The organism is Streptomyces sp. NPDC001717 (genome assembly GCF_042892775.1).
Lineage (GTDB): Bacteria > Actinomycetota > Actinomycetes > Streptomycetales > Streptomycetaceae > Streptomyces.
The window spans coordinates 53,409-79,653 of the sequence record NZ_JBIAUK010000001.1 but is presented as its reverse complement, the minus strand read 5'-3'; the positions used below and the strand labels follow the sequence as shown (position 1 = coordinate 79,653).

Here is a 26,245-nt window from a genome sequence, read left to right as displayed (position 1 = left end):
CGGCGCGGCAGCCGACCACAGGACAGCCACCCGGACCGGGAGGTCACCGCCGGCGGACGCCTGCGTCCTCCGCGTACTCGCCGAGGACCACGACGCTGACGGCCGCCGCCGCGAAGACCTTGGCCGCGCGCAGCGCATTGCCGACGAAGTGCCGGGGGTGCGAGTCGGAAGAGGTGGCGGTGGCGCCGCTCGGGCGGCCGCCCTGGATCGGGGTGAAGGTTGCGGTGCTCATGTATCCATGGTGCTCCCCCGGCCGGCACCGCACATCGCCCTGCGGGCGGAACCCCGAGGCCGCAAGGGTCCTCCTCCGGGCGCACGGCACCCCCTAGTGGGTCTCCCCAAAGGCTGACGCCCCCGCCCCTCACCCGGACGGAGGTCCTGCAGCCAAGGGACCTCCGGCCCCGAAACCCGTTCGCGCCCGCACGCCGCGGTGACTACAATCTCCGCTCTTGCCGCCTCCCACCGCCCCACCGGGGAGAGCCGCCCGCCGGACGGTAACCGGCGGGCCAACTGTTCCGCACCAGCAGCTGGAGGCAGTCCCGTGCCCGCGCACGCCCCCGACACCACCCACGACACCCCGCACGACGCCGCGCACGACGCCGACCCGCTCGGCCGCGAACGCTCGCACCTCGCCGCCTCCCGCGCCGCGCTCCGCGCCATGCGCGAGGACGTGGAGGCCCTGGACATCCGGGACGTCACCGCGAACTGGGTCAACGCCATCGTCCTCCAGGCGCAGATCGACGACCGCATCAAGGCCCTCGCCGACCTCTCCCACACGCCGCTCTTCTTCGGCCGCCTGGACTACCTGCACGCACCCGGCGCGGAGCTCGCCGAGGGCGCGGAGGGCGAGCAGTTCTACATCGGCCGCCGCCACGTCCACGACGCCGGCGGCGACCCGATGGTCATCGACTGGCGCGCGCCGGTCTCGCAGCCGTTCTACCGGGCCTCCAAGCAGGACCCGCAGGACATCGGCCTGCGCCGCCGCTTCGGCTACACCGGCGGCGAGCTCACGGCGTACGAGGACGAGCACCTCTCCGACCCCGCCGAGTCGGCGTCCGTCAGCAAGCTCCTCCAGCAGGAGATCGAGCGCCCGCGCGTCGGCCCGATGCGCGACATCGTCGCGACGATCCAGCCCGAGCAGGACGAGATCGTCCGCTCCGGCCTCTCCGGTTCGGTCTGCGTGCAGGGCGGCCCCGGCACCGGGAAGACGGCCGTCGGCCTGCACCGGGTCGCGTACCTGCTCTACGCGCACCGCGACCGCCTCGCCCGCACCGGCACGCTCGTGATCGGTCCGAACCGTTCCTTCCTGCACTACATCGAGCAGGTCCTGCCGGCGCTCGGCGAGCTGGAGGTCAAGCAGGCCACCGTCGACGACCTGGTGGCTCGTGAGGGCCTGGAGGTACGCGGTACGGACGCCGCCGCGACCGCCGTGGTCAAGGGCGACGCCCGGATGGCGGAGGTGCTGCGCCGCGCCCTCGAATCGCACGTGACGGAGCCGACCGAGCCGCTGATGGTGGTGCGCGGTTCGCGCCGCTGGCGCGTGCCGGCGTACGAGCTGGCCGAGATGGTCGAGGAGCTCCAGAACCGCGACATCCGCTACGGGGCGGCCCGCGAGGCGCTCCCGCAGCGGATCGCGCACGCCGTGCTGGTGCGGATGGAGCAGGCGGGCGAGGCGCCGGACGACCGCGTCCAGGACTCGGTGGCCCGCAACGCGGCGGTGAAGGCGACGGTCAAGGAGGTCTGGCCGCCGGTGGACCCGCCGAAGCTGGTGCTGCGCCTGCTCTCCGACCCGGAGTTCCTGGCGGAGCACGCGGAGGGCCTGCTCACCGCGGACGAACAGAAGCTCCTCCTGTGGCCCAAGCCCTTCCGCAGCGTGAAGTCGGCGAAGTGGTCGGCGGCGGACCTGGTGCTGATCGACGAGGCGGCGGACCTGGTGGAGCGCACCCACTCGCTCGGCCACGTCGTGGTCGACGAGGCCCAGGACCTCTCCCCCATGCAGTACCGGGCGGTGGGACGACGCTGTACGACGGGCTCGGCGACGGTCCTGGGCGACCTCGCTCAGGGCACCACCCCGTGGGCCACGCGCAGCTGGGACGAGGCCCTCGCGCACCTGGGCAAGCCGGCGGCGGTGATCGAGGAGCTGACGGCGGGCTTCCGCGTGCCGCGCGAGGTGATCGCGTACGCGTCGCGGCTGCTGCCGTCGATCTCGCCGGGGCTGGCGCCGGTGTCGTCGGTCCGCGAGACCCCGGGCTCCCTCCTCGTCTCGGCGACGGACGACCTGACGGCGGCGGTCCTGGAGGCCTGCCGCGCGTCGCTCTCCCACGAGGGCTCGATCGGCCTGATCGCGGCGGACGCGCGTATCCCGGCCCTGTCGGAGGCCCTGCGGGAGGCGGGCCTCGCCTGGCTCTCCCCCGGAGAGGAGACCACGGCCGAGTCCCGCCTGACCCTGGTCCCCGCCTCGCTCGCGAAGGGTCTGGAGTACGACTACGTGGTCCTGGACGAGCCGGCGGCGATCGTGGACGGCGAGCCGGACGAGCGGACGGGGCTGCGCCGCCTGTACGTCTGCCTCACCCGAGCCGTCTCTGGCCTTGTCCTCCTCCACTCGGCCCCGTTGCCGGCGGCGCTGGCCTGAGGCGGGCGGCCGCTGCGCGGAGCCGTCCCCGACCCGCCCTTCCCCCGTTCCCCGGGGCTCCGCCCCGGACCCCGGTCCTCAAACGCCGGACGGGCTGGATTTCGGCCTCTGCCGTCCGCCAGGCGCGGGCGAATCCAGCCCCGCCGGCGTTTGAGGCGCGGGGTCCGGGGCGGAGCCCCGGCAGCGGCGCCGCGCCCGGCCTCCCGGCGCAGCCGCAGGGCGGAGCCTCGGGGCCCGCCCGTCAGGACAGGGCCGCGCGCCACTCCGCCACGGCCGCCGCCGAGACCGGCCGCCCCCACCCGTCGGGACGCGCCGCACCGCCGATGTGGAAGGCGTCGATACCGGCCTCCCGCAGCACGGGCAGGTGCGCCAGGGTCAGGCCGCCGCCTACCAGCGTCCGCGCCGTGTAGCCCGGCTCGCCCGCCCGCGCCGCCTCCGCGAGCAGCACCGGCAGCCCCTCGTCGACCCCGGCCGCCGACCCCGCCGTCAGGTAGGTGTCCAGCCCGGGCAGCTCCGCCAGCGCCTTGCGCAGCCCGTCCCGGTCCGCCGCGCGGTCGATCGCCCGGTGGAAGGTCCACCGGCAGCCGTCCAGCTCCGCCACCACCGCCTCGACCGCGGCCAGGTCCGGGCTGCCGTCCGGGTTCAGGAAGCCGAGGACGAACTCCCGCGCGCCTTCCGCCCTCAGCTCCCGCGCCGCTTCCACGACCACGGAGACGTCACCCGCGGCGAACCCGTCCGCCGTGCGGAGCATCACGCGCAGCGGGATGTCGACCGCCGCCCTGATCGCCGCGAAGGTCTCGCGTGACGGGGTCAGCCCGTCCGCGGCCATGTCGGTGACCAGTTCGAGTCGGTCCGCCCCACCTGCCTGGGCCGCGACCGCGTCCTCCACGTCGAGGGCGATCACCTCCAGGAGCGCACGGTTGCTCATTCGATGCCGTCCTTTGTCCGCTGTCCACCAATGGAAAATAGGTCTAGTCCAATATCAGGGTACGGGTCTCCGCCCGCGCTCCACCAGCACAATCACGCCACCCGCACAATGTGCCCATGGACACAGGCACCCCGCACGACGACACCGCCGCCCTCCGGGCGCACTGGCAGGCCACCGTCGCCGCCGCCGAAGCCTCCCCCGACCGCGACCCCGCCCCCTACGCCGACCGGCTCCTCACCGCCTGGGCGGAGCCCCAGCGCCGGTACCACACCACCGCACACCTGGCCGACGTACTCGCGCGGATCGACGTACTCGCCGCGCACGCCGCCGACCCCGCCGCCGTCCGGCTCGGGGCCTGGTTCCACGACGCCGTCTACCGCCCCGACCGCTCCGAGAACGAGGAGCGCAGCGCCGCCATGGCCGAGCGCGCCCTGCCCGAGCTCGGCGTGGACGCCGCCCGCACCGCGGAGGTGGCCCGGCTGGTCCGGCTCACCGTCACCCACGACCCCGCCCCCGGCGACACCAACGGCGAAGTCCTCTGCGACGCCGACCTCGGCGTGCTCGCCGGCACCCCGGAGGCCTACGCCTCGTACGTGGCCGCCGTCCGCGAGGAGTACGGCTTCGTCCCCGACGAGGCCTTCCGCACCGGCCGCGCCGCCGTCCTGCGCCAGTTGCTCGACCTGCCCCGGCTCTTCCGCACCCCGTACGGCGCCGCGCACTGGGAGGCCCCGGCCCGCGCCAACCTCACCGCCGAGCTGGAGGGGCTTTCGCGACCGCGGGGAATTTGATCGCGTTCACACCGGTTGGTGTCAGTCATGCCCGCTGATGCCCCGAACACCGCACCCACCGAAGCCCCGACAGCCACCACGGGCCCCACAGGCCCCACGAGCCCCACCCGCATGCCCGTGGCCGTCTACGTCCTCGGACTCTCCGTCTTCGCACTCGGCACCAGCGAGTTCATGCTCTCCGGGCTGCTGCCGCCCATCGCCGAGGACATGGGCGTCACCATCCCCCAGGCGGGCCTGCTCATATCCGCCTTCGCCATCGGCATGGTCATCGGGGCACCGCTGCTGGCCGTCGCCACGCTGCGCCTCCCGCGCCGCACCACCCTCGTCGCCCTCATCAGCCTCTTCGGCCTCGGGCAGGTCGCGGGCGCGCTGGCCCCCACGTACGAGCTCCTCTTCGCCTCCCGCGTGGTCTCGGCCCTCGCCTGCGCGGGCTTCTGGGCCGTCGGCGCGGCCGTCGCCATCGCCATGGTCGGCAAGGACCAGCGGGCCCGCGCGATGGCCGTCATGATCGGCGGCCTGTCCATCGCCAACGTCCTCGGCGTCCCCGCCGGTGCCTTCCTCGGCGAACACCTGGGCTGGCGTTCCGCGTTCTGGTCGGTGGGCGCGGCCTCCGCGATCGCCCTGGCGGGCATCCTGGCGCTGATCCCGCGCATCCCGCTGCCCGCCGAGCGCCCCACGCTCCGCCGCGAACTGCGCATCTACCGCGACCGTCAGGTGTGGCTGGCCGTCGGCATCACCTCCCTCGCCGCGGGCGGCGTCTTCTGCGCCTTCAGCTACCTGTCGCCGCTGCTGACGGACGTGGCCGGGCTGGACTCGAAGTGGGTGCCGTGGGTCCTCGGCCTCTTCGGGATCGGCGCGCTGGTCGGCACGACCATCGGCGGCCGGGTCGCCGACGCGCACCTGTTCGGCGTGATGATCTGGGGCATCACCGCCTCCACCGTCTTCCTCACCGCCCTCGCCCTCCTCGCTTCCACGGCGGCCGCGGCGATCGCCCTGTCCTTCCTCCTCGGCGTCTCGGCCTTCTTCACCGCCCCCGCGCTCAACGCCCGCATGTTCAACGTCGCCGGCGCCGCCCCCACCCTGGCCGGCGCCACCACCACGGCCGCCTTCAACCTGGGCAACACCGGCGGCCCCTGGCTCGGCGGCACCGTCATCGACGCGGACCTCGGCTTCGCCTCCACCGCCTGGGCGGGCGCGGCCATGACCGTCACGGCGATCGCCCTCACCCTGACCGCCCTGCGCCTGCACCGTCGCACGCCCGCCCGGACACGGGTCGTGGCCTCCGCGAGCCCGACCTCGGGCCGTACCGGGGAGCCGGTCGGGGAGCCGGTCGAGGCGCCCGCCCGCGCCTGACGGCGGCCCGGTCGCAGCCCCGGGCGGCCCTTCCTACGATGGGAGGGACCACTCGGGGACGTGCGTCAGAGGGGGTCCCCGATGGCCCGGTACCGGACGACAACGAGGAAGAGGAAGAGGACGACCACCGTCCTCGCCGCCGCTTCCCTGCTGCTGACCGCGCTGTGCGCCGGCCAGGCCCCCGCCGCCGCCCCACCGGGCCGGGCCGGCATCGACCCCGCGACCGCCGAGAAGCTCGACGACGCGATCACGGCGGCCATGCGCGAGGCGGGCATCCCCGGTGCCGGGGTGGGCCTCTGGATCGACGGCGGCGGATCCTACGAGCGCGCCTTCGGCACCGCCGACAAGGCCGCCGGCACCCCCATGAAGACCGAGCTCTTCACCCGGATCGGCAGCGTCACCAAGACCTTCACCGTCACCGGCGTCCTGGGGCTGGTCGACGAGGGGAAGGTACGGCTCGACGCGCCCGTGTCGACGTACCTCGACGGCGTGCCCGGCGGCGACCGGATCACGGTCCGTCAGCTCGCCGAGATGCGCAGCGGCCTGTTCAGCTACACCGAGGACAAGGCCTGGCTGGCCGCCTACCAGGCTGATCCGCACCGCTCCTGGACCCCGCGGCAGCTGCTCGACATCGCCTTCAAGCACCCCGCCCAGTTCCCGCCGGGCGCCCGCTGGGCGTACAGCAACACCAACACCGTGCTCCTCGGCCTGCTCGTCGAGAAGGTCTCCGGGCAGCCCCTGCACACCTACCTGGACGAGCACGTCCTCGAACCGGCGGGCCTCGACGACACCTCCCTGCCGACCGGCTCCGCGATGCCGAGCCCGTACGCGCACGGCTACACGAACTTCACCCCGGACGGCACCACCGTCGACGCCTCCACCTGGAACCCGTCCTGGGCCTGGGCCGCCGGCGCGATGACCTCCACCATGGACGACCTGCACACCTGGGTCCCGACGCTCGTGAACGGCCGGCTCCCCGACGGCGGCCGCCTGCTGGAGCCCGGCACCCAGGCCCAACGGCTGCGCACGCTCCCCACCGGATACCCCGATGTCCGCTACGGGCTGGGCATCGCCGACGTGGACGGCTGGATCGGCCACAACGGCGAACTGCCCGGCTACGAGACGATCGCCGTCCGGCTCCCGCAGGCCCGGACCACCATGGTGATCGTGGTCAACTCCGACATCGACGGGAAGTTCGGCAACCTGAGCTCCCTCATCGGCAACACGGTCACGAAGATCGTGACTCCGGAGCACGTGTGGTCGCTCCCGGCAGAGGCCCAGCCGAACGCCGTCCCGGAGCCGTCGACCCGGTCGGCCCCGGCACCGGCCCCGGCACCGGCCCCGGCACCGGCGCCGGCGCCGGGCGCCCCTTCGGGCGGCGCAGGCCGGCCTGGGTGATGCGGCGGACCAGTTCCTTGCTGCCGATCTCGACCGCGCCCGCCGCGACCGCGTCCGCGTAGCGGTGCGAGGGGACGTCGTAGTGGTCGCGCTCGAAGGCGCGGGGCGGGCAGCCGATGGACGCCGCGAAGTCGTGCAGTTCCTCGTACGAGACGTCGCTGACCAGGTGCGACCACATGCGGCCATGGCCCGGCCAGGTCGGCGGGTCGATGTACACCGTCACCGGCGGCTCACCGTCCCGGGTGGAAGACCGGCCCGAGCGCGCCGACGGACGCCACCCTCACGCCCGCCTCCGAACACACCCAGTGCGGGTCGGGTCCCAGCTCCGGCTCGACGTCCAGCGCGTGCGGTTCGCCGTGGGTGCAGACCGGGCACAGCGGCCAGCGGCCGTACTTCTCCAGCAGCGCGTCCTGCACGTCCTGGGCGACGAGTCCGGCGAGGTAGTCGACGCCCTCCGGCCACTGCTCCACCCACCACCGGCGGTGCGTGACCGAGTCCTCGACGAGGGAGACGACGTCGGCATCGGCGACCTCGCCGGCGGCGAGATCGGCGAGCACGAGTGCGCGGGCGACATGCAGCGCCTGTTCCAGGGGGGTCGCGTGGTCCATGGGCTCATTGTCAACCCGGCGGGGCCATGTGGCGAAGGTCCTCTTCGGGAGGGGCCGTATGGCGTCTTGCCCGCACCCGCGGCTGAAAATAGATTTCACGTGTGAGCAGGAAGCCGAAGAGAACTTTCACCGACCCGGCGCCCAGCGGCACCACTCCAGCCCCTCCGGCGTTTGAGGAGCGGGGTCCGGGGCAGCGCCCCGGCAACGGCGCCATACCGGTCCCGCCGCCCCCGCCCGCCGGCTCACTCACGGCGCGCGTGAGAGCTCTCGGGCCGTCCATGACCCGCTCCGTCCACGCCGTCGCCGAAGCCATCGCCTCCGATCCCGCCGCATGCGCCGCACTGACCGTCACCGCGCTGGCCGAACGCACCGGGACCAGCGAGGCAACCGTCGTCCGCACCGCCCGCCTCCTCGGCTACCCCGGCTACCGCGACCTGCGCCTCGCCCTCGCAGCCCTGGCCGCGCGGCAGGAGTCCGGCGCGGCCCCCGCCGTCACCGTCGACATAGCCGTCGACGACCCCCTCTCCGACGTCGTCGCCAAGCTCGCGCACGAGGAGGCGCAGACCCTCGCCGACACCGCCGCCGGCCTCGACCTCAGCCGGCTCGCCGCCGCCGTCGCCGCCCTCGCGGCCGCCCGCCGCATCGACGTCTACGGCATCGGCGCCTCCGCGCTCGTCGGCCAGGACCTCGCCCAGAAGCTGCTGCGCATCGGCCTGATCGCGCACGCCCACAGCGACCCCCACCTCGCCGTCACCAACGCCGTCCAGCTGCGCCCCGGCGACGTGGCCGTCGCCATCACCCACTCCGGCACCACCGGCGACGTCATCGAGCCGCTGCGCACCGCCTTCGAGCGCGGCGCCACCACCATCGCCCTCACCGGTCGCCCCGGCGCGCCCGTCTCCCACTACGCCGACCACGTCCTCGCCACCTCCGCCGCCCGGGAGACCGCGCTGCGCCCGGCCGCCATGTCCAGCCGCACCAGCCAGCTCCTCGTCGTCGACTGCCTGTTCGTCGGCGTCGCGCAGCAGACGTACGAGCGGGCCGCGCCCGCGCTCGCCGCCTCGTACGAGGCCCTCGCCCACCGTCACAGCAGCCGCTAGGAGGCACCGCACCCCCATGACCGCGTACGCCGAACTCCGCGCCCAGCTCGCCACCCTCACCACCGAGGCCTTCCGCCCCGAACTCGCCGAGATCGACCGGCTGTCCACCCTCGACATCGCCCGCACCATGAACGCCGAGGACGCCACCGTCCCGGCCGCCGTCGCCGCGCAGCTGCCGCGGATCGCCGCCGCCGTCGACGCGATCGCCGTACGCATGGCACGCGGCGGCCGGCTCGTCTACGCGGGCGCCGGCACCGCCGGCCGGATGGGCGTGCTGGACGCCAGCGAGTGCCCGCCCACCTTCAACACCGACCCGGCCGAGGTCGTCGGCCTGATCGCGGGCGGCCCCTCCGCGATGGTGAAGGCCGTCGAAGGCGCCGAGGACTCGGCCGAGTTGGCCGCCGCCGACCTCGCCGCGCTCGACATCGGCCCGGACGACACCGTCGTCGGCATCTCCGCCTCCGGCCGCACCCCGTACGCGATCGGCGCCGTCGAGGCCGCCCGTGCGCGCGGCGCGCTCACCGTCGGGCTCTCCTGCAACGCCGGCTCCGCGCTCGCGGCCGCCGCCGAGCACGGCATCGAGGTGGTCGTCGGCCCCGAACTGCTCACCGGCTCCACCCGCCTGAAGGCCGGCACGGCGCAGAAGCTCGTACTCAACCTCATCTCGACGATCACGATGATCCGGCTGGGCAAGACCTACGGGAACCTCATGGTCGACATGCGCTCGTCGAACGAGAAGCTGCGCGCCCGCGCCCGCCGGATCGTGTCCCTGGCCACCGGCGCGCCCGACGAGGAGATCGAGGCCGCGCTGACCGCCACCGGCGGCGAGGTGAAGAACGCCGTCCTCGTCATCCTCGGCGGGGTCGGCGGCGAGGAGGCCGCCGAACTCCTCGCCGCCTCCCGGGGCCACCTCCGCGCCGCCCTGACCGCCGCCGCCGCCCACGAACCCCGCTGACCGACACCCGACGGCCCGCCACCCCGACGACTCGGCGCCCCGACGCCCCGCCACCCCGACGCCCCCGGCACACCGCCCCACCCCGACAGCAAGGCGACCCCCACGATGCCTACTGAACCCACCGGGCCCACCGGAACCACAGGACCCACCGCACCCGACGCGCCCGCCCAGCCGCCCACCGACAAGAACCGCGCCACGGCCGCCGCGATCCTCCCCCTGGTCGGCGGCCCGGACAACGTCACCTCGATCGCGCACTGCATGACCCGCCTGCGCATCGCCCTGCGCGACCGCTCGCTCGTCGACGACGAGGCGCTGAAGGCGCTGCCCGCGGTGATGGGCGTGGTCGAGGACGACACCTACCAGATCGTGCTCGGCCCGGGTGCCGTCGCGCGGGTGACCCCGGAGTTCGAGGCGCTGGTGGAGGAGGGCCGCTCGGCGACCGCCGCCGCACCGCACGCCGTCACCGCGGACGAGCTGAAAGCCCAGGGCGCGGCCCTCAAGGAGGCCCGCAAGGCCCGCAACGCGACCCCCTTCAAGCTGTTCCTGCGCCGTATCGCGAACATCTTCGTCCCGCTGATCCCGGCTCTGATCGGCTGCGGTGTGATCGCGGGGCTGAACGGCGTGCTCACCAACTTCGGGTGGCTGCCGGCCCTGGTCCCGGCGCTCGCCGCGATCGCGTCCGGCTTCATGTCGCTGATCGCGGTGTTCGTCGGCTACAACACGGCCAAGGAGTTCGGCGGCACGGCGATCCTGGGCGGTGCGGTCGCCGCCGTCATCGTCTTCCCCGGGGTCTCGAAGATCACCGCCTTCGGGCAGGAACTCAAGCCGGGCCAGGGCGGCGTGCTCGGCGCACTGGCGGCGGCGCTCCTCGCGGTCCAGGTCGAGAAGTGGTGCCGGCGCCGGGTGCCGGAGGCCCTGGACGTCCTGGTCACGCCCACCCTCACGGTGCTGGTCACGGGCCTGGTCACCCTCTTCGGCCTGATGTTCGTCGCCGGCGAGGCGTCCGCCGCCATCGGCTCCTTCGCCAACTGGCTGCTCGCCACCGGCGGCGCCTTCGCGGGCCTGGTCCTGGGCGGGCTCTTCCTCCCCCTGGTGATGCTCGGCCTGCACCAGGCCCTGATCCCCCTCCACACCACGCTCATCGAACAGTCCGGCTACACCGTCCTGCTGCCCATCCTCGCCATGGCGGGCGCGGGCCAGGTCGGTGCGGCCATCGCCGTCTACTACCGGCTCCCGCGCAACGGTTCGCTCCGCGCCACCATCAAGTCCGCGCTGCCGGCCGGTTTCCTGGGCGTCGGGGAGCCCCTGATCTACGGCGTCTCCCTCCCGCTGGGCCGCCCGTTCGTCACCGCGTGCGTCGGCGGCGCGGCGGGCGGGGCCTTCGTGGGCCTCTTCAACCAGCTCGGAATGACCTTCGGCTCCACCGCCATCGGCCCCTCGGGCTGGGCCCTCTTCCCCCTCCTGGACGGCAAGTCCGGCATGGGCGTCACCGTCGCCATCTACGCGGGCGGCCTGGCGGTCGGCTACCTGGTGGGCTTCGTCGCCACGTTCTTCTTCGGCTTCACGAAGCGGATGCTGGCCGACCTGAACACCGACCCGGAGCCCGCCGCCCCGGCCACCACCCCGGAACCGGCGAAGCAACCGGTACCGGCATAGCCCTCGGCCGGGCGGGGAGCGCCGTACTGACGGCTCCCGGCGATTGACTGTTCGGGCAGCCAATCGCGGGGAGCCGACGGGAGCCGAGCCGGCCTGGTCAGCCGAGGGTCGGGTAGTCCGTGTAGCCGCGGTGGTCGCCGCCGAAGAAGGAGGCGGTGTCGGGGGTGTTGTACGGGCCTCCGGCGGCAAGACGGGCCGGGAGGTCGGGGTTGGCCAGGAACATCGCGCCGTAGGCGATCAAGTCCGCCGTGCCGTCCTCCACCAGCTCCAGCTCCTCCGGGCCCGTCACGTCGGCGCCGGTGAACGGGTTGAGGACGAACGTGCCCGGCCACTCCTTGCGCAGCCGCAGGACCAGCTCGCGCTGCCCCTCCGCTTCGAGCTGGTGCAGGTAGGCCAGGCCCAGCGGCGCCAGCCGGGCCACCAGCGCCCCGTAGGTCTCGTAGAGGTCGTCGCCCTCGGTGATGTCGTTGTAGGTGTTCCCGGGCGAGATGCGGAAGCCGACCCGGTCGCCGCCGATGGCCTCGGCCACCGCGGTCGCCACCTCGACGGCGAAGCGGATCCGGCCCTCGACCGAGCCGCCCCAGGCGTCGGTGCGCAGGTTGGAGCCGGGGGCCAGGAACTGGTGGATCAGGTAGCCGTTGGCGCCGTGCAGCTCCACCCCGTCGAACCCGGCGGCCACCGCGTTGCGGGCGGCGATGGCGTAGTCCTCGACGGTCCGGGCGATCTCGGCCTCGGTCAGCTCGGCGGGAGTGGTCAGGTCCAGCATGCCCTGGCCGGTGAAGACCTGGCCCTTCGCCGCCACCGCCGACGGGGCGACGGGCACCAGGCCGTCCGGCAGCAGGCTGGGGTGGCCGATCCGGCCGGTGTGCATCAGCTGCGCGAAGATCACGCCGCCCTCGCGGTGCACGGCATCGGTCACCGGGCGCCAGGACTCGACCTGCTGCGCGGAGTGCAGGCCCGGGGTGTAGGGGTAGCCCTGGCCGACCACCGAGGGCTGGATGCCCTCGCTGATGATCAGGCCGGCGCTCGCACGCTGGGCGTAGTAGGTCGCCATCAGGTCCGTGGCCGTCGCACCGGCGGCCGCGTCGGCGCGGCTGCGGGTCATGGGGGCCATGGCGATGCGGTTGGCCAGGCGCTTCCCGGCGAGCTCGTACGAGTCGAATGCGGTCGACATGATCGGGTCCTCGTTTCCACAGGATGCTGCCGCCCGAGGGCGGAGCCGAATTAACTGTCCGAACAAGTAAATTCGCCACCTCATTCCCACACCCCCGTGACCCGCATCACACCCGCTGCCGCCCCCTCCCAGGAGGACAGGGACACGTGCAGCCCCCGCGCCCCCGACCGAGCCGCGATAGGCTGATCTCTGTTCGAGCAGTTACGCGCGCGCCACACCAGAGGACCCATGAGCGAGCCGAAGGGCACGACCGCCGGCAGGCCGGCCCCCGAGGCGACGGCCGGCCCCTGCATGCCGCCCTCCGTCCAGGCCGGCCCCATGTCCTACGCGATCTTCCGCGTGGCCCGCCTGCACCGGATGCTCGCCCAGCAGCTGCTGCGCCGCGTCGGCCTGCACACCGGTCAGGAGCTGGTCATGATGCAGCTCTGGGACCGCGGCCCCCAGCGCCAGACCGACCTCGTGCGCCTCCTCGGCTCCGACGCCGCCACCATGACCCGCACCATCCGGCGCCTCGAACACGCCGGCTTCGTCCGCCGCCGCCCCAGCGAGACCGACAAGCGCGCCACGATCATCGAGCCCACGGCAGCCAGCCTCGCCCTGCGCGCCGAGGTCGAACGCATCTGGGCCGAGCTGGAGAGCAACGTCACCGACCACCTCACCCCCGACGAGCAGACCGAAGCCCTCGACGTCCTGACCCGCATCGCGGACGGCCTCACCCGCGCCGCGACCCATGACGCCTGCGGCGAAACTCCCGCATGATGCGGGGATGATCAACGACATACCCCCGGTGGTCCCGCCCGGCCGCATGGCCGCGCTCCCCCAGCCCGAGTTCGCCCTCCCCGGCGGCATGCTGCTGCGCCCGTGGCGCACGCCCGACGCCCCCACCCTGGTCGCCTCGTACGAGGACCCGGACATCCGGCACTGGAACCGCCCGGCCCGCCGCACCCCCGCCGAGGCCGAGGCCCACATCGCTCGCCACCACGCCCTCTGGCAGACGGAGGAAGCCGCGATCTGGGCGATCGCCCCACCCACCGGCCCGGCCCTGGGCCTGATCGGCCTCGCCGACCTCGACCTGCGCGGCGGCAGCGGCGAAATCCTCTACTGGCTGCTCCCCGCCGGCCGCGGCACCGGCGCCACCGTCGCGGCCACGACCCGGATCACCCGCTGGGCCTTCGACGAACTCGGCCTGCACCGCCTGCGCATCACCCACTCCGTACACAACCCCGCCTCCTGCGCCGTCGCCAGCAAGGCCGGCTTCCCCCTGGAGGGCACCATGCGCGGAGCCCTCCTCCACGCCGACGGTTGGCACGACGAACACCTCCACGCCCGCCTCCGCACGGACGCCGCCCCCGCATGAAGCTCCCCGCGCACGCGGCGACCGCCACCACCCGACTGGAGGTCGTACGCATCACGGCGGGCCCGGAGCACCGGGGCGACGCCATGACCGGCGACGTCGTGGCCCACTGGCACGGCCCCGAGGCCGCCGCCGCCCTGACCGTGATCGGGAAGCTGCCCACGAGCACCCCCAACCTCTGCGCGTTCGCCCCCGGTTGGGGCATCCGCGCGTACACGCACCCGGACGCCGCACCCCCGCTCTTCGAAGCGGCGTTCTGCTACGGCTGCGACGAGGTCTGGCTCTGGGGTCCGGCCGTCCCCGAGCCCTTGGGCCGGCAACTCTTCGACTCGTCCTCCCCGAACGCCCAGTACCTCCGCATGCGCTTCCGCTCCGCCGCACGGGGACTGCCGCCCGCGGGCCATCCGGGCGGGCCGCCGGAGTCGTACGGCATGGCGCCCTGAGGCGGGGCCGCGCGCGGCGGATGCTGGGGTTCCCCGTCCAGGGAGAGGCCCGTGAGTGATCCCCGCACCCGAGTGACCCCGAGCCGGACGACAGCCGCTCCCGACGCGGGCGGTGACCTCCCCGCCCCCGGAGTCGTCGGCATCGGGCTCGCCGCCGTGCTGACCTTCGCGCTCGCCCAGGGCTCGTGGCAGTGGTTCGCCACGTTCATCGGCGTCACGCTCCTCGCGGTGCTGGCCGCCTTCCAGCGGCGGGCGCAGTGGAGCCCGGACATCCGCTCCGCCTACCTGCGCGGCCTGGTCGCGTACGCGCTGGTCGTCGGCCTGTGCGTGGCCGTCGCCCTCGCCCCGCTGCTGCAACGCAGCGCCTGGCTGTTCCCGATGCCCGGCACGCGCAGCCGGTGCGCGCTGCTGGGCCGGTACGAAGCCGTCCAGGCGGAGGCCGCCCTCGGCAACCTCGCCGGCAGCGACCCCGTCGCCCTCGCGTACGCGCAGCAGACCCACGCCCGCCAAGCCGTCGCCGAGTGCCTGGCGGCCACGACCACCCTGTGGTTGCCCCTGTACGGAATCGGCGCCGCGGCCCTGCTGGGAACCCTCGCCTGGTTCCACGACCGCGCCCGCGCCCGGTCCGGGTCCGGGGCCGGGTCCGGGGCCGGGGCCGGGGCCGCCGGGCGGGTGTGAGGATGGGTCCATGCCCCCCGCGCACGACCCCGCACCCCACTCACCCCTCACGCCCGCCGCCCTCGCCGCCTGGCGCGAGGAGGTCTCGGCGGTCCTCACCTCCGTGACCCGCGGGTTCGAGGAGAAGCACGGCTACGGCCCGGGCGAGAACGCGATCCACCTCCCGGGGCCGGAGGACCGGGCCGCGGCGGAGCGGCTCGCCGGAGAAGCGGCGGCGTTCGCCGAGCTCGCGCTGTACTACCGCGAGGTCGGCGCCGTGACGATGAGCGACGTGGGCAACGCCTACTTCCTGCACTCGGGGGCCGAGGCCGTCGGGGAGCGGATCGCCCTCCCCGAGGCCGGCGGAGCCGTGAGCGCCGTACTGATCGGCTCCGACGGCGGCGGAATCCTGTACGCGGTCGCGGCCGACGGCGGCGTGTGGCGCTCCCGGGCCGCTTCCGACGCGTCCGGGTTCGACCGGATCACGAAGGACCTGGCCGAGTTCCTCGACCTGCTGCGCCGCTCGGTCCACCGGTTCGACCGCACGGGAGAGCCCGGATTCGTATAGCCCCAGCACTCCGGGGTGTGGCAGCTTGAGCGCATGACGCAGCAACAGGCCTTCGAGATCGGCCACATGGAAGGTCGGGCGGCGATCCAATCCGAGGACGCCTTCCGGCTCGTCTACGCCGAGGCCTTCGCCGAGCCCCCCTACGACGAGACCGAGGAGGACGTCGCCGCCGCCTTCCGCCGCTTCCCGGTACAGGCCGCCAAGCCCGGCTTCCTCGCCGCCCTGGCGCGCACCGGAACCGGCGAGCCGATCGGCATGGCGTACGGCTTCGCGCTCCCCCACGACGCGGTGTGGTGGGACGAACTGACCACGCCCGTCCCCGCCGACATGCGGCGCGAGGACGGGCGCCGCACCTTCGCCCTCATGGAACTGGCCGTACGCGGCCCGTGGCGCGGCCGGGGCGTCGCCCGGCGCCTGCACACGGCACTGCTCGACGCCCTCCCCGCCGAGCGCGAGCGGGTGCTGCTGAACGTCCACCCGGCGAGCGGGGCAGCGCCGGCCGCCTACCGGGCCTGGGGCTACCGCAAGGTCGCCGAGGCGCGACCCCTGGGCCCGGGCACGGACCTCCGTGACGTGATGCTGCTCGACCTGCGCCGCTGAAGGCGGGGCTCACTTGGGCGGCTCGGCCGTCTTCTGGACGGCCCGGGCCTTCTCCATGAGCTCCCGGTAGGGCATCTCCGTCGTGGAGCCGCGCACGACCGAGAGGCCGTACCTCTCCTTGGCCTTTTCGTTCCTCAAGGGATCGGTGTTCTCGGAATCGAACACGATCCGGACTCCCGGTGGCGATACGTCCACGACGACGTGCGGCCGCTGGCCGCCTGCCACCCGGAACACCGTGACGCGCTGAGGACCGCGGGTTACGTTCAGGATCTCGCTGCTGTTCGACACGTTGGACCGGTACATGTAGTTCGTGTCCGGAGGAACCTTCACGTGCTCCTCCCTGGCCGCCTTTTCGAGAGCCTTGCCCTTGACCCCGGAACGCTCGTAATCGGAGGGCACCTTCATCCGGTCCTTCCTGATCACGTACACCTCGGTCTGGGCCCTGATCGCCTCGTACTTCCTGCTCTCGGGTGCGTCGACCTCGACGACCGCGTCCTGCGCGATCTCCTCCCCCGGATTCAGCACCCGGCCCACCGGATTGACGAACGCGCCGTCGTAGATCAGCTCTTCCCCGACGGGCTTGTCGTCGGATCGGCTGCTCGCGGGCACCCCGTGGATCCAGTACTTGCTGTCGAGGACGTAGACGGGCACCTCGCCCGCGTTCTTCACCGACAGACGGACCGTCACGTACATCGGCCCGCCTTTGCTCTCCAGGTTCGACTCCCTGAACTCCGCCCCGCTCTCCACCAACGGGACCTTCACGTACGGGACGTAGATCTGTGAGTACGCCAGATTGGCGCCGGCGAGAAGGGTCGAGACGATCGCCCCGATCGCGATCTTCCTGGGATTGCGAAGACCCTTCCAGGCCCGGGCCTTGACGAGTTCGACCAGGGCCAGCGAAGCCACGAGGGTCAGGGCGATCCCGATCAGCGTGTAGCGGGTGAAACGCTCGCCGATCTGCAGCAGGAGGAGGACCACACCGGAGAGGAGGGCGATCAGGACTCCGGCCAGGACGACCACGCCCGAGTAACGCCAGCGCCGCTTACCCCAGTAGTCGACGCAGGCGATGGCCGCAAGCACCTCCACCAGGGAGGCGACGAGAACGGTGAACCCCGCGATGCGGCCACCGTAGGTGAGGGCGTCCCCGCTGTCCGATACCCCGATCCAGAAGAGCGGGCACGCGGTCGCGAGGAGGCCGAGGCACACCAGAACGCCGATCGTCCGGCGCCGCCAACCTCCGCGGTCCGGCCAGACGGTGCTGTCGCCGCCGAGCCAGTGGATCTCGTGCCCGCGTTCCACACCGGCACGGTCCAGGAATCTCTGCAGCTCCCAGGGAGACCAGGCCTTGCCCACGGTCCGGCCGTCGATTTCGACCTTCCGCAGGCCCAGGTCGTCAGGCGCCCCCACGGATACCACGGGCGCATTGGACATGACACCAGCCTGCCCCCTGACCGCTGGACGCGCCTCTGGAACCCCGAGGTGCGTCCGGCACGGCGCGGGGTGAAGCTGGTGCTGAGAGGAGCCCCCATGCGCAGACGAATCATCGGCTTCGCCGCCGCCCTCGTGCTGGCCGTTCTGGGTGCCGCCCCCGTTGCACACGCCGTCACCGGACCGGAGTGCGTGAAGCAGACGGCGGAAGGCAAGGGGAAGGTGGAGTACGACTCCGCCACCGCCCTGTGGACCTGCATCGGCGGCGCACACGACGGCGAACCGATCACCACGAAGTGAACGTCAGCAGTCAGCGGGAGGCCGTGCGCAGCAAGCGCACCAGGTCATCCGCGCCGTAACCGAGCACCGGCCCCCGCTCGGCCGCCATCAGCAGCAACTGGCCGACGACCTCCGCACCCCAGCCGTCGGCACCGTCCGCCGACCACGCCCACAGCTTTTCGATGCCCAGGTCGTTCATGAGCAACCCGTGCTCCTCGCGGATCTCCCGCACGGTCTCGGCGACCGCGTCCAACAGCCGCGCCCCCGGCCGTTCGCAGCGCAGTCCGAAGTACCCGCCGACCTCCTCCACCGAACACCCCTGCGGCGGAAGCGCCTTGAGCCCCTCGTAACGAACGTCCTCGAACTCCGGGCACTCCCCCACCGGACAGTGCAGCAGCGTGAACCGCTGCCACCCCGGCGGCGGGGGCGGCTGCGGCCGCCACGCCGTCAGCCCGAAGGCCTCCTGTACGAGCGCGGTCGCCTCGTCCGCCGTCTCCGCCGCGCGCTCCTCCCTCCGCGCCCCGTCGTCCCCGACGGCCGTCCACAGCCCGCCGCCGTCACACCGCACCCGTACGGAGAGCCCCGCGCCCCCGCGCCTCCACGCGCCGCCGCCCAGGGCGGCCTCCAGCGCGTGCAGCTTCCAGCCGAGCTCGAACCCCCACTCCACCGCCTCGCTCACGGGTGCGCCCTCTCGTGGAGTACGGCGGCCAGCCGGAGCGCGGTGTCCAGGTTGCAGCGGCCGAGGTCGACCAACGGCAGGCCGTAGGTACCGGCGGCGGAGACCCGCTCCACGTCGAGCGAGGGGAACACCACCCCCACCCCCGCCAGGGACTCCTTCAGCTGCTGGACGGCCTCCTCGGCCGCCCGCACGCGCTCCTGTGGGGAGAGCACCATGACATGTCACCTTTCCACTCTGCGTATCCGACTTCGACACACAGCGTGGCGGCCCGCTGGCTAGCCTTTCAACGCGGACACCGCAACAACCGCATGCGTTGACCAGGGAGTTGCCATGCCAGGAAAGAACCTCGACCCCTCGTCCTCACCCCGCGCCCTCCTCGGCGCCGAACTTCGCGTGGCGCGCGAACGCGCGGGCCTGAGCCAGAGCGAACTCGGCGAACCGCTCTTCGTGAGCGGCTCGTTCATCGGCCAACTGGAGGCGGGCACCCGCCGCATGCACATCGACTTCGCGCGGCAGATCGACGACATCCTCGGGACGGACGGCTTCTTCACCCGGAACTGCGGGGCGGCGGCGAAGTCCAAGTACCCGGATCACTTCGCGGCTGCGGCCGAGGCGGAGGCGCTGGCGAGGGAGATCCGCGAGTACGCGCCCCAGCTGATCCCCGGCCTGCTCCAGACGGAGGCCTACGCGCGGGAGGTCTTCCGGGCCGGACACCCGACCGCCCCGGAGGAGGTGATCGACGAACTGGTCACCAACCGACTGGCCCGAGCCGCCCTGCTCCGCGACCCAACAGCGCCACTGTTTTGGTGCGTACTCGACGAGTCGGTTCTGCGCAGGTCCGGAGACGATCCGGCAGTGCTGGCGGAAGCCCTGCGCCACATCGCGAGGCTGATCCGGTCGCACCGGATCATCGCGCAGGTGCTGCCGTTCAGCGCGGGCTTCCACGCGGCCATGGGTGGCTTCGTCCAACTGATGTCATTCGAGGACGCTCCCCCGCTTGCCTACATCCAAGGCATGGGAACGGGGCAGCTGTTCGACGATCCGGCCACCGTCACCCAGCACGCCCTGGCCTACGATCTCCTCACGGCCAACGCGCTGTCACCGCGCAAGTCCCTGGCCCTGATCGAATCGGTGGCGGAGGATTACCAACATGATCAGCACGCCTGAATACGACCTGTCTGCGGCCGCCTGGCACAAGTCCAGCTATAGCGACGCCAGTGGCGGCAGCTGCCTGGAGATGGCCACCTGGCGGAAGTCGACGCACAGCGACGGCACCGGTGGCGACTGCCTCGAAGTCGCAGACGGGCAACCCAACATCGTCCCCGTTCGGGACTCGAAGGTCCCGAACGGCCCGCACATCGCGTTCGCCGCACCGGCATGGGCCGCGTTCGTCGCGAGCCTCTGACGGCTCACAGGCCGCCCGTGAACAGCAGGCGGTTCGGGGTGCCCTCGCCGACGCCGGTCAGGACGTCCTTCGTGGACTCGTCCACCAGCCAGGCCGCGACCTCCGCCGGGGTCGCGCTCGGGTGTGCCTGCTTGTAGACGGCGGCCACGCCCGTGACGTGCGGCGCGGCCATCGACGTGCCGTTGAGGGCCACGCTGCCGCCACCGAGCTTCGCTGAGACGATGGCCTGGCCGGGGGCGTAGAGGGAGACGCACGGCCCGTAGTCGGAGAAGCCGGTCTGCTCGTCCGACTGGTCGGAGGCGGCGACCGCGAACGCGCCCTCGGCGGACGCGGGCGAGAAGGTGCACGCGTCCACCGAGGAGTTGCCCGCCGCGAAGACCGGCAGCACGCCCGCCTCGGCCAGGGCGGTCGCGGCGTTGTTCACCGTGGCCGAGTGGTCCCCGCCCAGGGAGCCGTTCAGCACCGCCGGCTGGTGGGCGTTCTTGGCGACCCAGTCCATGCCCGCGAGGACCCCCGACCACGAGCCCGAACCGTCGCAGCCGAGCACGCGGACGCTGACCAGGTTCACCTTGCGCGCCACCCCGAACGTCGCGCCGCCGACCGTGCCCGCCACGTGCGTGCCGTGGCCGGAGCAGTCCTGGCCCTGGCGGCCGTCACCGATGGCGTCGAAGCCGAACGTGGCCCTGCCGCCGAACTCCTCGTGCGCGTAGTCGATGCCGCTGTCGAAGATGTACGCGGTCACCCCGGCGCCGTCGCCCACGGTGGTGAAGTCGTGGTCCAGCGGCAGGTTCCGCTGGTCGATCCGGTCCTGCCCCCAGGAGTTCGACGGCGCCCGCGCCTCCCCCGCCTCGGCCGGCATCGGCACCTTCACCGAGGCGTCCTCCTCGACCGACCTGACACCGGCGCTGCGCCGGACGGTCGTCAGCTCGTCCGCCGTCAGCGGCACCGCGAAGCCGGTCATCGCCGACGTGTAGACGAACGACGGCTTCAGCCCCAGCTCCCGCGCGACCTTCGCCGCGTCCTGCCCCTCCTCCAGGGTCACGATGTACCGGCCCGGCACCGGGTCCGCCGCCGTCAGCAGCGGCGCCGGGGGCGGCTCCGGGGCGACGGCGGAGGCCGTGCCGGCCGCGATCGGAGGCACGGCGAGGAGGGCGGCGACGGCCAGACGGGCGAGCAGGCGCATGAACGGAACTCCCTGACGGGTGTACGGCGTGGACGGCGTGGACGGGCGACGGGCCGGCCCCGCGGCAGCAGGTGCCGGGTACTCGGGCGCCGCCCCTCCCCTCCCATCGGGTGGTGCGTCGGCGCGGCTTGAACCGCCGCCCCCCACCTGGCCGATCGCCCGCCGGGCCCTCACCCGTACGGCCCGCGCGCACTCCCGCCACACCCGCGGGGCTCGTTGACCGGCCCCGCCGCGGGTGGTGGCCTCGCCACATGAGCAACCCCCCGAGCACGCGCCGAGCGCCGCTGACCGCGCTCGTCCTCGTACTGGCCGCCGCAGCCACCACAGCCGCCGCCCTGCCCGCCCACTCCGCGATCGCCGACCCGGTGCCCGCGTCCCGGGCCGCGGCCCCGGCCGACCACCCCACGTACATCGTCACCGTGCGGCGCGGCCTCGATCCGGGCGCCGTCGCGCGCGCCTACGGGATCACTCCCGTCCACGTCTTCCGCACCGCGATGAACGGCTTCGCCGCCCCGCTCTCCCCCGAGCAGGTCGAGGCGCTTCGGGCCACGGACACGCTCGTGGAGTCGGTCGAGCAGGACGGTTCCGCTTCCTCGGGCGGACCTGCCACCACCTGAGCCGCTCCGGGCGCACGCCCCCCGCACGCCCCCGAGGGCCGCCGTGCGCCCTTGCCGGGCATTTCGGGCGATCACTACGGTCACGCTGCGTACACATCGTGCACACAGCGTCACCATTCGAGGAGATGTATGAACAAGGCTGCTTGGCGTTCTCTCGCGCTCGCCACCGCGCTGGCCGTCCTCCCTCTCGGTGCGACGGCGACCGCCGAAGCGGAAGCGCCCGGGCCCCTGTCCGCCGCTGCCGTGGCGGCCATGACGCCGCAACAGCAGGGCAGAGTGCTGGAGCCGCTCAGGATCGCGGCCGACGCCGCGGCGCGGGTCGGCCGGGGCGCGTACGCGGACGTGTACACGCAGGTGGAGATGGCCCCCGACTACCGCTCGGTGAACGTCTACCTCACCGATACGACCCGCGGCGCGGCCTTCCTCGACGCGGTGCGCAAGGCCGGCCCGAAGGCCGACACGAAGCTGCTGAACGTACGCAAGAGCGCGAAGACGCTGCACCAACTGAGGAAGGAGATCACCGACTTCCGCAGCCGCAAGAACCTGCCCTTCAAGATCGAGATGGCGGGCAGCACCGTCGACGGCGGCGCGATCGAGCTGACGGTCGACGACGCGAAGGCCGCGCAGAAGTACCTCGCCGGGCCCGCCGTCGCGCAGGAGCTCGCGGCGGCCCGGACCACCCCCGTCCGCGTCCGCCAGTCGTCCCCCATGGTGCCGCTGAGCCGCTGGGACGACCGGGCGCCGTTCTACGCGGGGGCCGCGCTCGGACCCGCGAACGGCTCCTTCGCCCACTGCACCAGCGGCATCCCGGCCCGCAGCACGGTGGACAACCGCCAGTGGCTCGTCACCGCGGGGCACTGCTACGGGCTCGGCGAGACCGTCTTCACCGGCGGCGGCTTCCGCGTCGGCACGGTCGGAGCCAAGCTGGACGACCTCGACTCGGCGTTCATCGAGACGCCGACGAGCCGCTACACCTGGGACGGCGTCGACGCACAGGGGTACACCCGCCGTCTCAACGGCGTGCGCAACGCGGCCGTCGGCGACTTCACCTGCCACCTGGGCTACACCACCAAGGTGGCCTGCAACATCCGCACCGCGTACGCCGGCAGCGCGACCTGGGTCAACAACGGCGCCTACGTGTGGGGCAGCGCCAGCGACCCGAACCCCAGCCCCAGCCCCGTCATCGCCCGGCCGGGCGACAGCGGCGGGCCGGTGATCACCATCAACGACCAGGACTCCCGGGAGCTGAACGGCATGCTCATCGCGGGATTCAACTGCTCGGGCGTCGGTCAGGACCAGGGCTGCAGGCAGATCGGCTGGATCGAAGTGGGCGACGTCTTCGAGAGGTTCGCCCTCCGCCTCGCGGACTGACCCCGACAACGCGTAAGGTCGGCCCGGTGACTGCCGGGTCGGCCTTGGGCCACACACGAGAGAGGCCCCCGGCCTCCGCATGACCACCGGGCGGGCCAGGAGCCCGCCCCCCTCTCCACGTCTTCGCTTCGAACCTCGCGACCCGAAACCCAAGACCTGGAGACCAACCCCACCATGTCCGCCACACGAATCCGGCTCGACCACACCGTCGTGCACGCCACGGACCGGCAGCTGTCGGCCGAGTTCATCGCCGCCGTCCTGGGCCTGACGCCCGGCGCCCCCTTCGGCCCGTTCCTGCCCGTCGACCTCGGCAACGACGTCACGCTCGACTACTACCAGCAGCCCGCCGGCGAACCGCTCCAGCCGCAGCACTACGCGTTCCTCGTACCCGAGGAGCAGTTCGACGCCATGATCGCCCGGCTGGACGCGATCGGGGTCACCCACTACGCCGACCCCGGCCACACCGAACCGGGCCGCGTCAACCGCCTCTTCGGCGGCCGCGGCGCGTACTTCGCCGACCCTGACGGCCACAACATGGAGATCATGACCCGCCCCTACGCCAGGCCCTGACCCCGCCCGGGGCCCGGACCTGCGACGCACGGGCCGGGCCCCGTACCCCTAGCGCTCGGTCACCGTCGCGCTCATGCCGGGCGCCTCGAAGATCCCGATCCGGTCTCCCGAGACGTTCGCGATCCGCACCCGGTCCAGCTCCGCCGTGGTGTCGACTTCGAAGGCGACGGCCGCGACTCCGCCCCCGCCGCCCCGGATGGTGTCCCTGACGGAGGTGAACCGGCCGTCCTGGAAGGCGATGCCGAAGTAGCCGCTGTCGAGGATCGTGTTGTGCCTGGTCTCCATCGTGCCGAAGCCGTAGATGCCGAGCTGGTTGCCGACGAGACGGTTCTCGGTGACCACGACCCCCGTGTTGGCGAGGATCCCGGCGTGCTGGAACTCCGTGAAGAAGTCGGGGCCGCAGCCGTCGTCCGGCTCGCGGCAGGAGTTGTCGCTCACCGTGTTCTTCTCGGCCCGGCCGGTCGCCTCGACGAACTCGATGCCGTCCGTGGAGATGTTCTTCTGTCCGGTGACGACGTTGCGCAGCAGCGTCGCCCTCGACTCCCCACCGAGCACGACCACACCCGCCCCCTGGTAGTCCGTGACCCGGGAATCCCGGATGTCGGCCGACCCCACGCCGGGAAAGTCCCCGATGAGAACGGCGGTGGCGCTTCGGAAGCACGGGGCCATGGGCGTGTCCTTGATGTGCGACACCGCGGCATGGCTCAGATCCAGATGAGCCCCTCCCAGCACCCTGATCCCGGCCCCGAGCGCACCCTCGTCGCACGTACCCGACCCCGGCCCGCTCACGGACAGCCGGGACATCGTCACCCGCGCCGCGTTGTCGAGGGAGACGATCGAATTGAGCCCGTCGGAACCGGCGACCAGGCTCTCCGGCGCGAGGATGGTGGACCTCCCGGCCCCCGCGCCCGTGATGGTGAGGTCCTTGCGGACCGTCACCTGCTCGCGGTAGACGCCGGGGCGCAGCGCGATGCGATCCCCGGGGTGGGCGGCGTCGACCGCGGACTGGACGGTCGGATAGGCCGCCGAGGGCACCACCAGCTCGCCGGGGCGCGGCGCGGCGGACGAGGATGCGGGCGCGAGGAGGGAGACGAGCAGCGTGCCGAGGGCCACGGCGCACCGTGCACGAAGGGGGTTCATCAGCCCACGGGACCACGGCCCGCCCCCGATCCCCGCCGACCACCCCGCACCACTGGCCCGTCCGGACCATCGGAACCACACGCCGAGCCCTTTGCCGAGCCCGCAGGCGCCGAACGCGCGCGCCCGGCTCCCGCTGGTACCCCGCGCCGGCGGGGTCGGGTGTGTGGCGGGGCGCCCCCGCAGGGCGTCGAACGCCGGCGCTCGGCGGCCCGTCCCTGGCACCCCCGTGCCGTCGGGGTCGGGTGCGGCGGGGCGTCGAACCACCCTGCGGCCCGGCCCCGGTCGGGATGCCGCTGCGCGGAGCCGGTCCCCTACCCGCCCTTCCACCGTTCCCCGGGCTCCGCCCGGACCCGCGCCTCAAACGCCGGCGGGGCTGGATCTGCCCCCGGTCCGCAAACGCCGGCGAGGCTGAAAGATCCCGGACGGGCCGGAGGGTACCGGCGGGTCGGAGTTGCCCGTAAGGCAGCTCCAGCCGCACCCGACGGACGGCAGCAGCCGAAATCCAGCCCCGCCGGCGATTGAGGCGCGGGCGCGGAGCGCCGTAGGGGTGACGGGCGGGCCGGAGTCGCCCGGTCTGGGCGAGGGGCTACGCCCCGGAGCCACCCCGCGCCGCTTCGATGAAGGCGCGGATCAGGTCCGGGGACTTCACCCCCCGCGAGGACTCGACGCCGCTGGACACGTCCACGCCCCACGCCCCGGTGACCTCCACGGCCTCCCGTACGTTGCCCGGGTTCAGGCCGCCCGCCAGCAGCCACCGCCCCTCGGGGGCGGTGAAGTCCGCCGCGCCCCAGTTCCACGGCTCGCCCGAGCCGGGGTCGGGGGCGTCGAGCAGCAGCAGGTCCTCCCCGTACTCACCGCACCGCGCCACCCGCGAAGCCGTGGCCCGCAGCAGGGTGCGGTCGTCCGCGCGCAGCGCCGCGAAGTCCTCCGGACCCTCCTCTCCGTGCAGCTGCACACCCCGCACGCCGCTCGCCTCCGCGAACCGCCGCACCTCGTCCACCGACTGCCCCCGGAACACCCCCACGGTCAGCACCCCCTCGGGCACCCGCGCCGCCAGCTCCCGTGCAACACCCGCGTCGACGGTCCGCGGACTGCCGGCCGCGAACACGAACCCCACCGCATCGGCCCCGGCCGCCACGGCCACGTCGACGTCGTGGGCGGTCTTCAGGCCGCAGATCTTGACGAAGAGATCGCTCATGCCCCCAGTCAACCAAAGGCCCCGACCGGTGGTGATCCGTCTCGGTATCCGGGCACGACGAACACTGCGCCCCTGGCCTGGAACGGGGCTCACGCCCCGGAAGGACACATCGCGGACATCGCGCCGTTCCTCTTCCAGTTCCCTGAAGCAGGACGTGCATA

Annotated in this window: 29 protein-coding genes and 1 pseudogene; 19 read left to right on the top strand and 11 right to left on the bottom strand. The window is 73.2% G+C overall.

Annotated elements, in window-relative coordinates; translation table 11 throughout:
• Positions 1-43: 43 nt before the first annotated feature.
• Positions 44-232 (bottom strand): hypothetical protein, encoded by a 189-nt coding sequence (locus ACFYZL_RS00420; protein ID WP_384759161.1) that lies wholly within the window; start codon positions 230-232, stop codon positions 44-46.
• A 426-nt stretch (positions 233-658) separates the two neighbouring features.
• Between ACFYZL_RS00420 and ACFYZL_RS00415 the strand changes: the two genes are divergently transcribed.
• Positions 659-2,632: a HelD family protein gene (locus ACFYZL_RS00415; protein WP_384759164.1), complete on the top strand. Its 1,974-nt coding sequence runs from the start codon at positions 659-661 to the stop codon at positions 2,630-2,632.
• A gap of 241 nt (positions 2,633-2,873) precedes the next feature.
• Here ACFYZL_RS00415 and ACFYZL_RS00410 read toward each other — a convergent pair whose 3' ends face one another.
• On the bottom strand, positions 2,874-3,560 hold the full coding sequence (locus tag ACFYZL_RS00410; protein WP_384758134.1) for a copper homeostasis protein CutC: 687 nt from the start codon (positions 3,558-3,560) through the stop codon (positions 2,874-2,876).
• A 116-nt stretch (positions 3,561-3,676) separates the two neighbouring features.
• Between ACFYZL_RS00410 and ACFYZL_RS00405 the strand changes: the two genes are divergently transcribed.
• From ACFYZL_RS00405 to ACFYZL_RS00395, 3 genes are all read left to right on the top strand, one after another.
• On the top strand, positions 3,677-4,348 hold the full coding sequence (locus ACFYZL_RS00405; protein ID WP_388674860.1) for a hypothetical protein: 672 nt from the start codon (positions 3,677-3,679) through the stop codon (positions 4,346-4,348).
• 111 nt (positions 4,349-4,459) lie between these two features.
• Positions 4,460-5,701 carry a Cmx/CmrA family chloramphenicol efflux MFS transporter gene (locus ACFYZL_RS00400; protein ID WP_388675831.1) on the top strand — a complete coding sequence of 414 codons (1,242 nt, stop codon included), beginning with the start codon at positions 4,460-4,462 and terminating at the stop codon, positions 5,699-5,701.
• Between the two features lie 81 nt (positions 5,702-5,782).
• Entirely contained in the window at positions 5,783-7,099 is a 1,317-nt protein-coding gene (locus tag ACFYZL_RS00395; RefSeq protein ID WP_388674857.1) for a serine hydrolase domain-containing protein, read from the top strand.
• Here ACFYZL_RS00395 and ACFYZL_RS00390 read toward each other — a convergent pair.
• Both ACFYZL_RS00390 and ACFYZL_RS00385 read right to left on the bottom strand, forming a co-directional pair.
• Positions 7,053-7,322: pseudogene (locus ACFYZL_RS00390) on the bottom strand (DUF4031 domain-containing protein); the annotation flags it as partial. The gene ACFYZL_RS00395 and the pseudogene ACFYZL_RS00390 overlap by 47 nt on opposite strands.
• Before the next feature lie 7 nt (positions 7,323-7,329).
• A complete protein-coding gene (locus tag ACFYZL_RS00385) occupies positions 7,330-7,707 on the bottom strand; it encodes a hypothetical protein (RefSeq protein WP_384592411.1) in 378 nt (125 codons plus the stop codon).
• 212 nt (positions 7,708-7,919) lie between these two features.
• Here ACFYZL_RS00385 and ACFYZL_RS00380 point away from each other — a divergent pair, with 212 nt between their 5' ends.
• From ACFYZL_RS00380 to ACFYZL_RS00370, 3 genes are all read left to right on the top strand, one after another.
• Positions 7,920-8,807: a MurR/RpiR family transcriptional regulator gene (locus ACFYZL_RS00380; protein WP_388675827.1), complete on the top strand. Its 888-nt coding sequence runs from the start codon at positions 7,920-7,922 to the stop codon at positions 8,805-8,807.
• Between the two features lie 16 nt (positions 8,808-8,823).
• On the top strand, positions 8,824-9,762 hold the full coding sequence (murQ, locus tag ACFYZL_RS00375; RefSeq protein ID WP_388674854.1) for an N-acetylmuramic acid 6-phosphate etherase: 939 nt from the start codon (positions 8,824-8,826) through the stop codon (positions 9,760-9,762).
• A 105-nt stretch (positions 9,763-9,867) separates the two neighbouring features.
• Positions 9,868-11,418: a PTS transporter subunit EIIC gene (locus tag ACFYZL_RS00370; protein WP_384754417.1), complete on the top strand. Its 1,551-nt coding sequence runs from the start codon at positions 9,868-9,870 to the stop codon at positions 11,416-11,418.
• 97 nt (positions 11,419-11,515) lie between these two features.
• On the opposite strand, the gene ACFYZL_RS00365 is transcribed toward ACFYZL_RS00370, so the two are convergent.
• A complete protein-coding gene (locus ACFYZL_RS00365; protein WP_384754415.1) occupies positions 11,516-12,592 on the bottom strand; it encodes an alkene reductase in 1,077 nt (358 codons plus the stop codon).
• A gap of 228 nt (positions 12,593-12,820) precedes the next feature.
• Here ACFYZL_RS00365 and ACFYZL_RS00360 point away from each other — a divergent pair, with 228 nt between their 5' ends.
• The 6 genes from ACFYZL_RS00360 to ACFYZL_RS00335 are packed head-to-tail and all read left to right on the top strand — an operon-like array spanning position 12,821 to position 16,214.
• Entirely contained in the window at positions 12,821-13,351 is a 531-nt protein-coding gene (locus tag ACFYZL_RS00360) for a MarR family winged helix-turn-helix transcriptional regulator (protein WP_384754412.1), read from the top strand.
• 7 nt (positions 13,352-13,358) lie between these two features.
• Positions 13,359-13,949, top strand: coding sequence for a GNAT family N-acetyltransferase (locus ACFYZL_RS00355; RefSeq protein WP_384754409.1), 591 nt, complete (start codon positions 13,359-13,361; stop codon positions 13,947-13,949).
• Entirely contained in the window at positions 13,946-14,389 is a 444-nt protein-coding gene (locus ACFYZL_RS00350; protein WP_384754406.1) for a hypothetical protein, read from the top strand. The genes ACFYZL_RS00355 and ACFYZL_RS00350 overlap by 4 nt, the downstream gene beginning before the upstream one ends.
• 51 nt (positions 14,390-14,440) lie before the next feature.
• Positions 14,441-15,067: a hypothetical protein gene (locus ACFYZL_RS00345; protein ID WP_388674849.1), complete on the top strand. Its 627-nt coding sequence runs from the start codon at positions 14,441-14,443 to the stop codon at positions 15,065-15,067.
• 10 nt (positions 15,068-15,077) lie between these two features.
• Positions 15,078-15,614 carry an SMI1/KNR4 family protein gene (locus tag ACFYZL_RS00340; protein ID WP_384754401.1) on the top strand — a complete coding sequence of 179 codons (537 nt, stop codon included), beginning with the start codon at positions 15,078-15,080 and terminating at the stop codon, positions 15,612-15,614.
• Positions 15,615-15,647: 33 nt separating this feature from the next.
• A complete protein-coding gene (locus ACFYZL_RS00335) occupies positions 15,648-16,214 on the top strand; it encodes a GNAT family N-acetyltransferase (RefSeq protein WP_384754398.1) in 567 nt (188 codons plus the stop codon).
• Positions 16,215-16,223: 9 nt separating this feature from the next.
• On the opposite strand, the gene ACFYZL_RS00330 is transcribed toward ACFYZL_RS00335, so the two are convergent.
• Positions 16,224-17,645 carry a hypothetical protein gene (locus ACFYZL_RS00330; protein ID WP_384754395.1) on the bottom strand — a complete coding sequence of 474 codons (1,422 nt, stop codon included), beginning with the start codon at positions 17,643-17,645 and terminating at the stop codon, positions 16,224-16,226.
• A 96-nt stretch (positions 17,646-17,741) separates the two neighbouring features.
• On the opposite strand from ACFYZL_RS00330, the gene ACFYZL_RS00325 reads away from it, so the two are divergent.
• Positions 17,742-17,942 carry a hypothetical protein gene (locus ACFYZL_RS00325; protein ID WP_384754392.1) on the top strand — a complete coding sequence of 67 codons (201 nt, stop codon included), beginning with the start codon at positions 17,742-17,744 and terminating at the stop codon, positions 17,940-17,942.
• A 10-nt stretch (positions 17,943-17,952) separates the two neighbouring features.
• On the opposite strand, the gene ACFYZL_RS00320 is transcribed toward ACFYZL_RS00325, so the two are convergent.
• Together ACFYZL_RS00320 and ACFYZL_RS00315 are read right to left on the bottom strand one after the other, a co-directional pair.
• Entirely contained in the window at positions 17,953-18,600 is a 648-nt protein-coding gene (locus ACFYZL_RS00320; RefSeq protein WP_384754389.1) for a hypothetical protein, read from the bottom strand.
• Positions 18,597-18,815 carry a hypothetical protein gene (locus ACFYZL_RS00315; protein ID WP_384754387.1) on the bottom strand — a complete coding sequence of 73 codons (219 nt, stop codon included), beginning with the start codon at positions 18,813-18,815 and terminating at the stop codon, positions 18,597-18,599. Before ACFYZL_RS00315 ends, ACFYZL_RS00320 begins: the two co-directional genes overlap by 4 nt.
• Before the next feature lie 115 nt (positions 18,816-18,930).
• On the opposite strand from ACFYZL_RS00315, the gene ACFYZL_RS00310 reads away from it, so the two are divergent.
• Positions 18,931-19,767, top strand: coding sequence for a Scr1 family TA system antitoxin-like transcriptional regulator (locus ACFYZL_RS00310; RefSeq protein ID WP_388674844.1), 837 nt, complete (start codon positions 18,931-18,933; stop codon positions 19,765-19,767).
• Complete coding sequence (locus tag ACFYZL_RS00305; protein ID WP_388674841.1) at positions 19,751-20,005, top strand: DUF397 domain-containing protein; 255 nt, start codon at positions 19,751-19,753, stop codon at positions 20,003-20,005. The genes ACFYZL_RS00310 and ACFYZL_RS00305 overlap by 17 nt, the downstream gene beginning before the upstream one ends.
• 4 nt (positions 20,006-20,009) lie before the next feature.
• On the opposite strand, the gene ACFYZL_RS00300 is transcribed toward ACFYZL_RS00305, so the two are convergent.
• A complete protein-coding gene (locus tag ACFYZL_RS00300) occupies positions 20,010-21,188 on the bottom strand; it encodes a S8 family peptidase (RefSeq protein ID WP_388674838.1) in 1,179 nt (392 codons plus the stop codon).
• A gap of 251 nt (positions 21,189-21,439) precedes the next feature.
• On the opposite strand from ACFYZL_RS00300, the gene ACFYZL_RS00295 reads away from it, so the two are divergent.
• The 3 genes from ACFYZL_RS00295 (at position 21,440) to ACFYZL_RS00285 (ending at position 23,746) form a co-directional block, all read left to right on the top strand.
• Positions 21,440-21,805, top strand: a complete 366-nt coding sequence (locus ACFYZL_RS00295; protein ID WP_384754374.1) for a protease inhibitor I9 family protein — start codon at positions 21,440-21,442, stop codon at positions 21,803-21,805.
• Positions 21,806-21,934: 129 nt separating this feature from the next.
• Complete coding sequence (locus ACFYZL_RS00290; protein WP_384754372.1) at positions 21,935-23,176, top strand: hypothetical protein; 1,242 nt, start codon at positions 21,935-21,937, stop codon at positions 23,174-23,176.
• Positions 23,177-23,350: 174 nt separating this feature from the next.
• Positions 23,351-23,746, top strand: a complete 396-nt coding sequence (locus ACFYZL_RS00285) for a VOC family protein (RefSeq protein ID WP_388674834.1) — start codon at positions 23,351-23,353, stop codon at positions 23,744-23,746.
• A 48-nt stretch (positions 23,747-23,794) separates the two neighbouring features.
• Here ACFYZL_RS00285 and ACFYZL_RS00280 read toward each other — a convergent pair whose 3' ends face one another.
• On the bottom strand, positions 23,795-24,886 hold the full coding sequence (locus ACFYZL_RS00280; RefSeq protein ID WP_384754367.1) for a right-handed parallel beta-helix repeat-containing protein: 1,092 nt from the start codon (positions 24,884-24,886) through the stop codon (positions 23,795-23,797).
• Positions 24,887-25,472: 586 nt separating this feature from the next.
• Positions 25,473-26,084 (bottom strand): phosphoribosylanthranilate isomerase, encoded by a 612-nt coding sequence (locus ACFYZL_RS00275; RefSeq protein WP_384754364.1) that lies wholly within the window; start codon positions 26,082-26,084, stop codon positions 25,473-25,475.
• Positions 26,085-26,245: the final 161 nt, after the last annotated feature.